Genomic DNA, 12927 nt, shown 5'->3' with positions numbered 1-12927 from the left:
CGTTTCCGGTGCGGTAGCCGGCCTTCTTGGCCAGTTCCATCATCGTGGGAACGACCGTACCCTTGGCATCGACGCCGGGCTGAAGGTCGCCGCATACACCCGCAATCCCGCCTGCTGGCAGGCCGGCATCGCTGCGACGGGTCCGTACAGCACCCGGCTCCAGTTCTTCGCCCTCGACATCGAGACCGGCAGCCCGCCCCTCACCCGGGACATGATCACGGGGGTGCAGGAGCTCGGAGTGCGCCCGGTCGTCTATAGCGGAGCGGCGATGTGGCCGCTCCTGATGGGAGAAACGACCGAATTCTCCGACGTCGCCCTGTGGGACACCGCAACCGGTCCCCTCGACTATCCGAGCTGGACTGCCGACGTCCTCGCACCCGAACCGGTGCCGTACGGCGGCTGGAATGACTCGGGCAACCTGCGGATCGGCGTGCAGCAGGAGTTCGAGCGCACCCTGAACGGCGTCAGGGTCGACCTTGATTCCTTCGACGCCGAATTCCTGTATTGAGACGGCCTCCCACCGGTGCCGCCCTCTACTGACGCGAGAAAGCGGATGCCGCGAGCACCTGCTCCGGGGTCGGCCGCACCCCGGTGTACAGCTCGAACTGGTGAGCGGCCTGCAGCGCGATGACCTCGGCCCCGGTCACGACCCGCTTCCCGGCCGCACGCGCCGCGCGGATCAGGGGCGTTTCCGCCGGAAGGGCGACCACATCGAAGACGGTCGTGGCCGCGTCGACGGTGCCGAGCGGGTATGCGAGGCTCTCGGACTCTGCGCCACCGCTCATCCCGATCGGGGTCACGTTGACGATCAGCGGTGCGGTCTCGGCTCCCGGGTCCGGCAGCCACCGGTAGCCGAGCTCGTCAGCGAGCAGGCGACCGCTGGTCTCGTTGCGGGCGATGATGGTTCCGTCGGAGAAACCGGCGTCCCGGAAGGCCGCACCGACGGCCTTCGCCATTCCACCGCTCCCTCGGAGCAGGAACGGTGTGCCCGGATCGATGCCGTGCTCGGCGATGAGCTCGGCAATGGCCAGGTAGTCGGTGTTCGACGCCTTCAGGACCCCGTTGTCGTTGACGATGGTGTTCACCGAGCGGATGGCGGTCGCGGAGGCATCCATCTCGTCGACGAGCGCGATGACGTCCTCTTTGAAGGGCATCGACACGGAGCAGCCGCGGATGCCGAGCGCCCGCACGCCGCCGATCGCCGCGGTGATGTCGGTTGTCGTGAATGCCTTGTAGATGAAGTCGAGGCCGAGCTCGTCGTAGAGGTAGTTGTGGAAACGGGTGCCGATGTTGCTCGGGCGGGCCGCGAGCGAGATGCACAGCTGCGTGTCCTTGTTGAGCGCTGGTTTCATGGTTCTTCTCCCGGGATGAGGTGCGGTCTTTCCACGGTAACCCGGACGCCCCGTCCGAAGGTCCGAGACGGGGTCGAGGAGATCGGGTTCAGGAGATGACCGAGGCTGTCCCGGACACCACGATGCCGCCGGTCTCGGGGATATCGACGGTGAGCAGGCTCGGGCGGCCGACGTGACGGCCCTGGTGGATCAACACTCGCGCCGGGGCGTCGACGAGGCCCAGCGCCCGGAGGTAGCCGCCGACGGAGGCCGCCGCAGAGCCCGTCGCCGGGTCCTCGGTCATGGTCCCGACCGGGAAGAGGTTCCGCGCCTCGAACTCGAGCGGCCCCAGCACGCGGAGGGTCGTCACGGTGCCCGCCCAGCCCTCTGCGTCCATCAGGGCACGCACCTGGGCAGGGTCGAACCGGAAGCCGTCGAAGGTCGCCGTCTCCGCGAAGACGAGCACGGGGTGCACGTTGCCCGCGAAGGCGAGCCGGGGCGGGTAGTCCGGGTGCAGGTCGGCGGTGTCGACGCCGAGCAGCCGCAGCAGGTGCTCGAGCACCGATGCCCCGATCGGCTCCACCCGCGGCTCGACACTCGTGAACGAGGCCACGATCCCGTCAGCGGTGCGCCGGGTGGCGATCCTCACCTCCCCGATCTTCGTCTCGAACACGAAGGATTCTGCGTCACCGCGGCCGGCGAGCGCAACGGCGGTCGCGATCGTCGCGTGACCGCAGAACGGCACTTCCGCCGTGGGGGAGAAGTAGCGGATGCCCGCTCTTCCCGGGTCCTGCGGGGTCGGCGGCCGGGTCAGGAACGCGGTTTCCGCGTAACCGAGCGCCGCCGCGATCCGCTGCATCTCGGCGTCGGGGAGCGTGCTCGCGTCGAGCACGACACCGGCCGGGTTGCCACCGGTGGGCTCGGCGGCGAAGGCGGTCAGGCGCAGGATCTCGGTCTCGTCGGACATGCTCAACACCCTAGGCCACCGGTGCGACGCCGCCCCGGGGGGTGCAAAGCTGAGAGACATGATGATCAGCAACACGGATGCCGCCGGGCGAGTCGAACCCGACTGGGTGCGCCACGCGATCTGGTGGCAGCTGTACCCGCTCGGTTTCGTCGGTAGCTACCCGATCGCCCCTTGCGAACCCGTTCCCGGTGCCGGCGAGCACCGCCTGCTGCGGATCGTGGCCTGGCTCGACCATGCGATCGAGCTCGGCGCATCGGGCGTTGCCCTCGGCCCGGTCTTCGCCTCGACGAGCCACGGCTACGACACGAGCGACTACTACCGTATCGACCCGCGCCTCGGCGATGAGGCCGACTTCGACACCCTCGTCGCCGAAGCGCACGCCCGCGGGCTGCGCGTGCTCCTCGACGGGGTGTTCAACCACGTCGGCCCGGATTTCCCGCGCTACCGTGAGGCGATCGAGCAGGGCCCCGGAAGTGCCGCGGCAGCCTGGTTCCAGGCCGGAACCCGGGCCGGCCTCCCGGGAGGCGAGGCCGGTTTCGGAACCTTCGAGGGGCATCCGGGGCTCATCAGTCTCGACCACGGCAACCCGGAGGTCGCCGACTACGTGACCGGCGTCCTCGAGCACTGGCTCGACCGCGGCGCGGACGGCTGGCGGCTCGACGCCGCATACGCGGTCCCCGCCGAATTCTGGGCCGGGGTCCTGCCGCGGGTGCGGGAACGCCACCCGCAGGCGTGGTTCCTCGGCGAGGTCATCCACGGCGACTACCCGGCGATCGTCTCGGCGGCCACCCTCGACTCCGTCACGCAGTACGAGCTCTGGAAGGCGATCTGGAGCAGCCTCAACGATCACAACCCGCACGAGCTGGCCTGGTCGCTCGGCAGGCACAACGGCTTCCTCGACAGCTTCACCCCGGCGACCTTCGTCGGCAACCACGACGTCACCCGGATCTCGACCCGCCTCGAGGATCCGCGGCACCTCGCCCACGCGCTCGCCGTGCTCTTCACGACCGGAGGAACCCCGTCGATCTACGCGGGGGACGAATACGGCTACGCGGGCCTGAAGACCGAGGAGTACGGCGGCGACGACGCGATCCGGCCGGAGTTCCCGGCGGACGGCCCTCCGGCGCTCACCGACACCGAACGCACGGTCTACCGGCTGCACCAGGACCTGATCGGGCTGCGCCGGCGGCATCCGTGGCTGCACGAGGCCCGAACCCGCATCCTGGACAGCGGGGCCGACCACCTCGTCTACGAGGCGCGGGCCGGTGACGACACGCTCGTCGTCGCGCTCAACCTCGGCGACCAGCCGTGCGGCGTCGACCTGGGCCGCTCGGGGCTGACCCAGCTCCTGCCGGGGGGCACGCCGGCGCCGCTGGGGCCGCGTGTCACGATCGCGCCGCACGGCTGGCAGGTGCTCGCGCCCGCCGCGAGCGACTCGGCACGGTAGACCCGATGCGGTCGGGGCCGGTCGGGTGCTGCAGGCCGTGCTGGCGATGACGAAGATCGAGATCCGTGTGCTCGAGGCCGCCTACGACGGTTCGTAGCGGCATCCGCCGGGCGCCCGGTCGAAGCGGCGCGGCCCCGGTCAGCGCCGCTGCTCGAGGCGCAGCGTGGCCAGAGGCACGTTCAGGAAGTCGATCAGGGGTGTCAGCGCCTCGAAACGTTCGATCACGAGCGTGAGGAAAGCATCCGTTTCGGCCACCGATGCCGGCAGGGTCGCGAAGGCGGCCCACTGGCGGCGGCGCAAGAGGTCGACCGCGGGGTGATCGACGGGGTATCCGCGCGGCGGACGCACCAGCGGATTGCCGTCGGCGGGGTCGAACATGCCCGTGAGCCGGGGATCGGCGAGCAGGGCGCGAAGCTCCCCGTGGTGCGCGACGATGTGGTCGCGAATCGCCGTGAGATGCTCGGGGGAGGGCGCATAGCTGCCGCCCGCGACCAGGACCTCGTGGCCGGAGACGCTGAGGAAGTAACCGGCACCGGTCTTCTCCGAACCCCCGAGAGGCCAGGACGCGGCGACGTTCGTCTTGTACGGGGACTTGTCCTTCGAGAACCGCACGTCGCGGTAAATGCGCATGATCGCCTTCTGCGGCGGCCGCACGTGCCCGGGCGCGAATCCCGCGAGGGACTCGTTGACCCGGTCGACCAGGTCGAGCATCGGCTCCCTGACCTCGCTCAGGTACACCGGCTTGTGTTCCTCGAACCAGCCCCGGTCGTTGTGTCCTTCCAACTCGCGCAGGAACTGCAGCGCCTCACCGGAAAAGTGCGTTGTCATACTCTCGCCTCCTCTCGTAGTCTGGCAGCACCGGTGGTCGGGCCGACGCCCGAATGCGGTCGAACGCTGGTCAGCGTCAGTGGCCCGTGCTACTTTTTGCGGCATGGAGCAGAGAGAGCTATTTCTTCAGTCGGATGCCGCGTTGCGCTCCGTCATCGACCGGATCACGCCGGAGCAGCTGACCCTGCCGGCTCCCGCGGAGTGGACCAGCACGGAGAATCCCACGATCAGGGACATCCTCGCCGCGCACGCACGCGACGAGGCCTGGGTCGGGGACGTGCTCGCGGGCCACACCATCGAGGAAGTCGGTGACCGCTTCAACGGCGACCTGCTCGGCGGGGACCCGATCGCGAGCTACAACCGGCTCAACGACGAGGCCACCGCCGCCGTGCGGCAGGACCTCGATCCCGCAGCGATCGTGCACCTCCAGTATGGCGATTACCCGCTCGCCGAGTACCTGCAGCACACGAGCATCTACCGGGCCTTCCAGGCGTGGTCGATCGCGAACTACCTCGGCCTGGAGTACGCGCTGCCGGCTCCACTGGTCGACTTGCTCTGGGAGCAGATCCTGCCCCAGGTGGACGACTGGCGCCAGTATGGAGTCTTCCCTCCCGAGGTCGAGGTTCCCGCCGACGCCGACAAGGAGACCCGGCTGCTCGGCACGACCGGCTTCTGGAAGCCCAGCCGCAGCACGGACTGACCGGCGCCAACCGACGGGGTCCCTCGGCGCCCGGCTGCTACTTTCCCGAGGAGAGCCCGTTGTAGTGGTGCTCGAAGACCAGGCTCGTGCGCGTCGAGGCGACCGCGGGGTTCGCCGACAGGTTCTCGAGCACGAAGTCGCGCACATCGTCGGAGTCGCGGGCCACGAGATGGATGATGAAGTCCTCTGTGCCGCCGAGGAAGAAGACCTGCACGACCCGCGGCATCGCCCGGATCTCGTCCCGGAACGCCGGGATCTGCGTGCGCGCCCCCGATCGGATGCTGACACTGATCAGCGCCTGAAGGCCGAGCCCGAGCGCCTTCGGGTCGACGAGCGTCGTGAACCGGGTGATGATGCCGCGCGTGACGAGGGAGCGCACCCGGGCGATGCACGTCGATTCCGCGATCCCCGCCGCGGTCGCGAGCCGGCTGTTGCTCATCCGCGAGTCGGCCTGGAGGAGGGCCACGAGCGTACTGTCCACGGTATCGAGTTCATCGCCGCCCCGAATCCTCTTCGTTTCCGTCATGCGTGGGCCCCTCTCAACTGAATATCGCGCTGTCTTTCGACCAAGTATCGCGGATTCCACGCTTGTCACGTGCACGAAACGAATACCGAGCATTATTTTCCCTATCCACCGGTAAGTCCGGCCCAAACCGCAGACGGAGTTCCCCATGAAGGTCGGCATCCCCACCGAGATCAAGAACAACGAGAATCGGGTGGCCATCACCCCCGCCGGCGTGCACGAACTCTCCATCCGCGGCCACGAGGTCCTCGTGCAGGCGGGCGCCGGCGTCGGCTCCGGGTTCAGCGACGACGCCTTCCGCGTCGCGGGCGCGGCCATCCTCGGCACTGCCGCCGAGGTCTGGGCCGCCGCGGAGCTGCTGCTCAAGGTCAAGGAACCCATCGAAGCCGAATACCCGCTGATGCGCGACGGGCAGGTGCTCTTCACCTACCTGCACCTCGCCGCGTCCCGTCCGACCACGGATGCCCTCCTCACCTCCGGCACGACGGCGATCGCCTACGAGACCGTCCAGCTCGCCGACCGCAGCCTGCCGCTGCTGTCCCCGATGAGCGAGGTCGCCGGGCGCCTGTCCGTCCAGGTCGGCGCGTACCACCTGATGAGCGCGAACGGCGGAAACGGCATCCTGCTCGGCGGCGTCGCGGGCACCCCCAAGGCGAAGGTCGTCATCATCGGCGGCGGGGTCGCAGGTGAGCACGCCGCGGCGAACGCCCTCGGCATGGGAGCGGACGTCACGATCATCGACCTCTCGATCGCCCGGTTGCGGCAGCTGGAGAACCGGTTCACCGGCGCCATCCAGACCCGCGCATCCACCCGCTACGAGATCGCGGAGCAGGTCCGTGGCGCCGACCTCGTGATCGGCTCCGTGCTCATCCCCGGGGCGCAGGCGCCGAAGCTCGTCACCGACGCCATGGTCGCCACGATGAAACCGGGTTCCGTGCTCGTGGACATCGCGATCGACCAGGGCGGCTGCTTCGAGGGATCCCACGCCACGACCCACGACAAGCCCACCTTCGCCGTGCACGACAGCATCTACTACTGCGTCGCCAACATGCCGGGAGCAGTCCCCGCGACGTCGACCCGTGCGCTCACCAACGCGACCCTGCCCTACGTGATCGCGCTCGCCGACAAGGGCTGGAAGCAGGCCATCTCCGACGATGCCGCACTCGCCAAGGGCCTGAACGTGCACGCGGGCCGCATCACGAACGAGCACGTGGCCGCCGCGTTCGGCGCCCCGGTCCTGACCCTCGCGGAGATCGTCGGCTAGCCGACGGTCCAGGCTGCGAGGGACTCGACCGTGTCGAGGACCTCGCAGCCGTCGGCATCCGCGAGCTGGATGCGGAAACTCGTCGCGGCCCGCGCGGTACACACCGTCAGGACCGCACGGGAACCGTCCGCGGCGTTCGCCCAGCGCAGCTCGAGCACGTCCCTGCCATAGGCCGACCAGGTGAACTGGCCGTCGAACGCGGGATGGGCGGAACGGAGCCGCACGAGGCCGAGCTGGGCGCGGGTCACGTCGCTCGCGAGCGCCTCCTCGACCTCGGCGGCCGGGTAGCGGTGCCGGTTCACGTCGCGCCCGCTCCCGGTCTCGGCGAACTGCTCCCGGTCGTCGAGACCGCCGAGCAGGCCGACGTAGTAGGTCTGCGGGCGTCCGGGCAGGAAGTGCTGTACGGCACGCGCGACCAGATAGGCGACGACGTCGCCGCCGAGCGTGCTGAAGAACGTGGCATTGATCTGATGTGGCAGGGTCGACCATTCCGGCACGACCGAGGCGACGGATGAGTGCCCGTGCGTGGCTTCGGCGGCTCGCGCGAACACCTCCGCCATTTCCGCTTCGCTCAGCAGTCCCGGCCGTCCTCCGGCCGGACCGGCGTCGATCACGCCGATGCCGTCGTGGGTGTCGAGCACCGTGACCGCGTTGGCCGGACGGATCTCGAACCAGTGCGCGAGGCGGTCGACCGTGCCGGTGCCCAGGGAGTGCAACAGGAGCGGCGCGAGCGCGAAGTCGTAGACCCAGTCGACGAGGGGCGCGATCGCGAGCTGCTGGGCGTAGTGCCCGTGCACCTCGACGAGCACGGCGAGGTTCTCCGCGCGGGCGAGGTCCGTGACGACCTCGACGAAGGCGAGAGTCTCCGGGGTCATGAAGCTGTCGGTGCCCGGGGTCTTCACGGCGTAGCCGACCGCGTCGAGCCGCACCGTCGATACGCCGCCGTCGGCGAGCACGCGGAGCACCCGGCGCAGGTAGGCGATGGCGACCGGGTTGGCGACGTCGAGGTCGACCTGGCTGGGCAGGAACGTCGTCCAGACGAGATGCCGGGAGCCGTCTGACCCGCGGTACCCCGTGAAGGGCAGTCCCGGCCGCGGTCGGTAGAACGCCGTCAGTTCGGCCTCGGTTGCGCCGTGCGGGAAGACGGTGCCATAGGTGAGGAACATGCCGTCCCAGGGCGACCCCGCGCCGCGGGCCAGCCAGTCGGTGAACTCCACCGAGGACGCCGAGACGTGGTTGACCACGAGATCGGCGGTCAGCCCACGGTCGCCTGCCAGGTCGCGGACCTCGGGCCACGTGCCGAGGCGTGGATCGACCGCAGTGTGGTCGACCGGGTCGAAGCCGGCATCCGCCCCGTCGAACGGCACGTAGAACGGCAGCACGTGCACACTGCCGAAGTCCCGCAGGGGCCCGTCGAGGAGCGCGGCCAGCGCGGGGATCGTGCCGCCGATGCGGTCGGCGTAGACGAGGAGTTCAACGTCGGTCATGGGTACCTGCCTTCCCTAGAGCCGCCACCCTACGCTGCACGGTCAACTCGCGGGTGAACCGAGGGGAGCTGCGGTGACCGGGGCGACGGGAGCGGTTCCGACGATGTGGGCGTGGATTTCCTTCGTGAGCTCATGAACGCGCCGGGTGAGCTCGGTGTTGGTGAGCAGTTCCTGGTCGCTCATCTTGAAATCATGGTCGGCCTTCGCCTGCTGGAATCCGGCCTGCCGGTTCTGGCCGATCATCACGAACGTCGAGAGGAAGATGGCCTCGAGAGACACCACGAGGGTCAGGGTCGGCCACGGGCTCGGTTCGAAGAACAGCATCCAGCCGGCGAACACGACGGCATGCAGGTAGACGAACCGCATCGATCCCGCGAAGGCCGTGACGGCATCCGCGATGCGCAGCTGCACACTCGCGGCACGACGCTTCGCCTCAGCGAGCACGATCGGGTGGTGGTCGCCGGTCGCCAGGATGTGCCTGGGGAGGATGGACGACAGGTGCGGGGTAGCCACGGTGCTGGTGCTCATGCCCCGAGGCTACCCGGCGCGCGTGCTATTCGGGCACGACCAGTGCGGGGGTGTCCTGGCGCAGCGTCTCGCCGCGGAAGAAGCTCGGCCTGGCCAGGAAGGTGAGGCCCATGACGGCGAGTCCGAGTACGAGCAGGCCGACGCCGATCACGAAGACCAGTCCGATCCCGAAGAGTTCCGAACCGCTGCCGAAGTCGGGGCTCCAGGCGCTCACGGCGGTCTGCACGAACACGACGGTGAGGATCAGCCCGCCCGCCGCCGGCACCAGGAGCCGCAGGAAGAAGTTGCGCACGCTCGAGAACAGGCTCTGGCGGAAGTACCAGACGCAGGCGAAGGAGGTGAGTGCGTAGTAGAAGCAGATCATCAGCCCGAGCGACTGGATGGTGTCGTTCAGGACGTTGACGCTGATGATCGTCATGACGGCGTAGAACCCGGCCGCGATGGCCCCGGCTGCGATCGTCGCGAAGCCGGGCGAGCCGAAGCGCTTGCTGACCCTGGCGAAGTGCGGCGGGAGGGCGTGGTAGTGCGCCATCGACAGCAGGGTGCGGGCAGGGGAGGCCATCGTCGACTGCAGCGAGGAGGCGGAACTGGCCAGCACGGCCATCGACATCAGGATCGCGACCGGCCCCATCACGGGTCCGGCGATCGCGGCGAAGATGTTGCCCTGGTTGTCCGGGTTGCTCAGGCCGATTCCCTCGGCGCCGACGCCGGACACCATCATGGTGGCCACGATCAGCACGAGGTAGAGGCCGAGCACGACGAGGGCGGTCAGGGTACCCGCCTTGCCCGCGGTTCCCTTCGTTCCCTTGGTCTCCTCGTTCACGGTGAGGCAGACGTCCCAGCCCCAGTAGACGAAGATCGCCAGGGAGATGCCGGCGGCCAGCTGGCTGAAACTGTCGACACGGGTGGGGTCGAACCAGGTCCAGTCGAAGGCGAGCGCGGTGGTGGATGCACCGTTCGTCGCGTTGACGATGGCCGAGACGCTGAAGATGAGAAGGACGACGATCTGGAAGCCGACCATGCTGTACTGCACGAGCTTGGTGGCGTGCAGCCCGCGGTAGCTCACCCAGACGGCGAGGGCCACGAAGACGAGACAGGTTGCGATGTTGATGAAGGTATTGTCGGCGAGCGCGGCGAGATCCGGGTTGGCGAAGACCTCGCCGAGGAAGACGTAGAAGAAGCTGACGGCCACGCCGGCGAGGCTCGAGAGCACGATGATGTTGGCCGCGAGCATGCCCCAGCCGCTCATCCAACCGACGAAGGGACCGAACGCCTTTGTGGTCCAGGTGAAGGAGGTTCCGCTGTCGGGGGAGTCGGCATTGAGCTCCCGGTAGGCGAGGGCGACGAGGATCATCGGGATGAACGCCAGGATGAACACGGCCGGCAGCTGCTTGCCGACCTCGGCAACGGTCGCGCCGAGCGAGCTTGTGAGGCTGTACGCCGGGGCGACGGAGGAGATGCCGAGCACGACGACGGCGAGCAAGCCGAGCTGCCCGCCTTTGAGGCCCTTCTTCGTGATGCCGTGCTTGCTCCCCGCCGCGTCGTGCAGCGTTGAGCTGTGCACGAGGTGGACGTCGGTGAACGGCTGCGATGAGGTCGGCGCCGACCCTCGGGTGGACTGCTGGGTCATGTGTGGTCCCTTTCCTCGGGCCGGGCGCATCGACGCGCGAACGGCCCGTTCGGGTACTGCGGTGTATCCGATGGACTAAATGAATTGAGTTCGTTTATTCTGGGGGTGAGTCAGGCGGATTGCAAGCACTTACCGCAGATTCACCGGCGGGCGCCAGAGCGGCGCGTGTGGTTAACCGCAAACTTGCGTGGTAATTCGCAGGTAAACCGCCTTTTTCCGGCGCTCTGCTTGTTCGGGGATCAATCGCTCAGCACACTGGGCGCAGGTGCTGGGATTCCAGGATCAGTCACGATTCACGAGGAGCACCTCCCATGACCGGATTTTCGCTGGCCCCTGCACGCTCGCTCAGGCTCATCGCGGTCCTCGCCGCCGTCGCCGTGGGCATCACCCTCGGCGCGACCCCGGCGCGCGCCGCTGTCACGGACCCGCAGACGGTCGTCAGCCTGACCTTCGACGACGGCAACGCCGACCAGCTCGCCGCGGTGGCCACCCTGAACCAGTTCGGGATGAAGGGCACCTTCTTCATCACCACCGGCTTCATCGACAACCCCGGCTGGCTGACCAGGGCAGACCTCACGAGCATCGCCGCCGCCGGTCACGAGATCGCCGGCCACACGGTCACCCACCCCGACCTCCTCACCCTCCCCGCGGACGAAGCCACCCGGCAGGTCTGCCAGGGCCGGGCGACCCTCGCCGACTGGGGCTTCCCGACGCGAAGCTTCGCCTACCCCTTCGCAACGGTGGATGCCGCGACCGAGGCGATCGTCCAGGCCTGCGGGTTCAACAGCGCCCGCGGCCTCGGCGACATCGACACCCGGTTCGGCTGCACGGGCTGCGGATTCGCCGAAACCATTCCTCCGGCCGACGCGTACCTCACCCGCGCCCCCGACGAGGTCGACACGACCTGGACCCTCGCAGACCTCGAGAACACGGTTACGAACGCCGAGACGGCGGGCGGGGGCTGGGTGCAGCTCACCTTCCACCACCTCTGCGCCGGAAGCTGCGACGCGCTCTCCGTCGACCCAGCGGTCTTCGCCCAGTTCGCTGCCTGGCTCTCCACGCGTGCCGCATCCAACAACACCACGGTCAAGACCGTCGGAGACGTCATCGGCGGCGCCGTCAAGCCGGTCGTTCCCGTCACGACGACCTCGACAGTGGCCCCCGGTCCCGGCGTGAACGGGGTGGTCAACCCGAGCCTCGAGACAGCGGGAACCACTGGCCTCCCACAGTGCTGGGCCGTCGGCGGTTTCGGCACGAACACCGCGGCCTTCAGCACGGTCTCCGCCGCGCACACCGGCACCAAGGCCGAGCAGCTGGTCGTGAGCAACCTCGTCAGCGGCGACTCGAAACTCATCCTCACCCAGGACCTCGGCGCCTGCGCCCCCACGGTCACCCCCGGGCACACCTACTCCCTGCGCGCGTGGTACACCTCAACGGTCACCACCCAGTTCGACGTCTATCTGCGCAACTCGATCGGCAGCTGGAGCTACTGGACGTCGAGTCCGTACTTCCCGGCAGGCTCCGCATACGCGCAGGCCCTCTACACGACGGCGGCCATCCCGGCCGGCACGACCGGACTGAGCTTCGGCCTCAACCTGATCCTCAACGGAACCCTCGTGACCGACGACTACGCCCTCTATGACAGCGTCGGCGCCCCGGGAATCCTCGTGCCCGCCACCCCGACCGTGACCGGTTCCGCCTCCGTCGGCAGCACCCTGACCGCGGTCCCCGGCGCCTGGTCGCCGGCCACAGCAGCCTTCGCCTACCAGTGGCTGCGTGACGGCGCGGACATCCCCGGGGCGACATCCGCCACCTATACGCCGGTCGCGGCCGACCTCGGTACGGCACTCTCGGTGCGGGTCACGGGATCCGCGCCCGGTTACCTGCCGGTCTCCGCGGCGGCGACCTCGGTGCCGACCGCCGTCGTCGTCGCCGGTACTCTCGTCGTCGGCACCCCCACGATCACCGGGACGGCCGCCGTCGGCGCGCTCCTCACGGCGATACCGGGCACCTGGGCGCCGGCCGGCGTGAACTTCGCCTACCAGTGGCTCGCCAACGGCACACCCATCGCCGGGGCCACCGCCGCCGGCTACACCCCGGTCGCCGCGGATGCCGGCACGACGCTCACCGTCCGGGTCACCGGCACGGCGCCCGGCTGCTACTTTCCCGAGGAGAGCCCGTTGTAGTGGTGCTCGAAGACCAGGCTCGTGCGCGTCGAGGCG

At 68.9% G+C, this 12927-nt stretch carries 12 protein-coding genes; 5 read left to right on the top strand and 7 right to left on the bottom strand.

Features of this window, described 5'->3' with window-relative positions:
• The coding region (locus QN345_RS09230; RefSeq protein ID WP_323508594.1) for a hypothetical protein at nucleotides 1-508 on the top strand (508 nt) is incomplete at its 5' end.
• 25 nt (nucleotides 509-533) lie between these two features.
• Here the strand turns inward: QN345_RS09230 and QN345_RS09225 are convergent.
• Nucleotides 534-1352, bottom strand: coding sequence for a shikimate 5-dehydrogenase (locus QN345_RS09225; protein WP_134449110.1), 819 nt, complete (start codon nucleotides 1350-1352; stop codon nucleotides 534-536).
• A gap of 88 nt (nucleotides 1353-1440) precedes the next feature.
• Complete coding sequence (locus QN345_RS09220; protein WP_322136965.1) at nucleotides 1441-2298, bottom strand: PhzF family phenazine biosynthesis protein; 858 nt, start codon at nucleotides 2296-2298, stop codon at nucleotides 1441-1443.
• Between the two features lie 58 nt (nucleotides 2299-2356).
• Between QN345_RS09220 and QN345_RS09215 the strand changes: the two genes are divergently transcribed.
• Nucleotides 2357-3745 carry an alpha-amylase family glycosyl hydrolase gene (locus QN345_RS09215; RefSeq protein WP_241975241.1) on the top strand — a complete coding sequence of 463 codons (1389 nt, stop codon included), beginning with the start codon at nucleotides 2357-2359 and terminating at the stop codon, nucleotides 3743-3745.
• Between the two features lie 138 nt (nucleotides 3746-3883).
• On the opposite strand, the gene QN345_RS09210 is transcribed toward QN345_RS09215, so the two are convergent.
• On the bottom strand, nucleotides 3884-4573 hold the full coding sequence (locus QN345_RS09210; protein WP_134558309.1) for a DUF2461 domain-containing protein: 690 nt from the start codon (nucleotides 4571-4573) through the stop codon (nucleotides 3884-3886).
• 103 nt (nucleotides 4574-4676) lie between these two features.
• On the opposite strand from QN345_RS09210, the gene QN345_RS09205 reads away from it, so the two are divergent.
• Nucleotides 4677-5273 carry a hypothetical protein gene (locus QN345_RS09205; RefSeq protein WP_134558308.1) on the top strand — a complete coding sequence of 199 codons (597 nt, stop codon included), beginning with the start codon at nucleotides 4677-4679 and terminating at the stop codon, nucleotides 5271-5273.
• A 37-nt stretch (nucleotides 5274-5310) separates the two neighbouring features.
• Here QN345_RS09205 and QN345_RS09200 read toward each other — a convergent pair whose 3' ends face one another.
• Nucleotides 5311-5799: an Lrp/AsnC family transcriptional regulator gene (locus QN345_RS09200; RefSeq protein WP_134449106.1), complete on the bottom strand. Its 489-nt coding sequence runs from the start codon at nucleotides 5797-5799 to the stop codon at nucleotides 5311-5313.
• 145 nt (nucleotides 5800-5944) lie between these two features.
• On the opposite strand from QN345_RS09200, the gene ald reads away from it, so the two are divergent.
• On the top strand, nucleotides 5945-7060 hold the full coding sequence (gene ald / locus QN345_RS09195) for an alanine dehydrogenase (RefSeq protein ID WP_134558307.1): 1116 nt from the start codon (nucleotides 5945-5947) through the stop codon (nucleotides 7058-7060).
• Here the strand turns inward: ald and QN345_RS09190 are convergent.
• The 3 genes from QN345_RS09190 to QN345_RS09180 are packed head-to-tail and all read right to left on the bottom strand — an operon-like array spanning nucleotide 7057 to nucleotide 10705.
• Nucleotides 7057-8547, bottom strand: coding sequence for an alpha-amylase family glycosyl hydrolase (locus QN345_RS09190; RefSeq protein WP_323508593.1), 1491 nt, complete (start codon nucleotides 8545-8547; stop codon nucleotides 7057-7059). The genes ald and QN345_RS09190 overlap by 4 nt on opposite strands.
• 42 nt (nucleotides 8548-8589) lie before the next feature.
• Nucleotides 8590-9075 (bottom strand): DUF1003 domain-containing protein, encoded by a 486-nt coding sequence (locus QN345_RS09185; RefSeq protein WP_322188774.1) that lies wholly within the window; start codon nucleotides 9073-9075, stop codon nucleotides 8590-8592.
• Nucleotides 9076-9100: 25 nt separating this feature from the next.
• Nucleotides 9101-10705 (bottom strand): APC family permease, encoded by a 1605-nt coding sequence (locus QN345_RS09180; protein WP_134449102.1) that lies wholly within the window; start codon nucleotides 10703-10705, stop codon nucleotides 9101-9103.
• Nucleotides 10706-11016: 311 nt separating this feature from the next.
• On the opposite strand from QN345_RS09180, the gene QN345_RS09175 reads away from it, so the two are divergent.
• Nucleotides 11017-12891 (top strand): polysaccharide deacetylase family protein, encoded by a 1875-nt coding sequence (locus QN345_RS09175; RefSeq protein ID WP_323508592.1) that lies wholly within the window; start codon nucleotides 11017-11019, stop codon nucleotides 12889-12891.
• Nucleotides 12892-12927 lie beyond the last annotated feature (36 nt).

It is taken from the genome of Cryobacterium sp. 10I1, assembly GCF_035019805.1.
GTDB lineage: Bacteria > Actinomycetota > Actinomycetes > Actinomycetales > Microbacteriaceae > Cryobacterium > Cryobacterium glucosi.
This window is presented reverse-complemented; position numbering and strand designations above follow the sequence as displayed.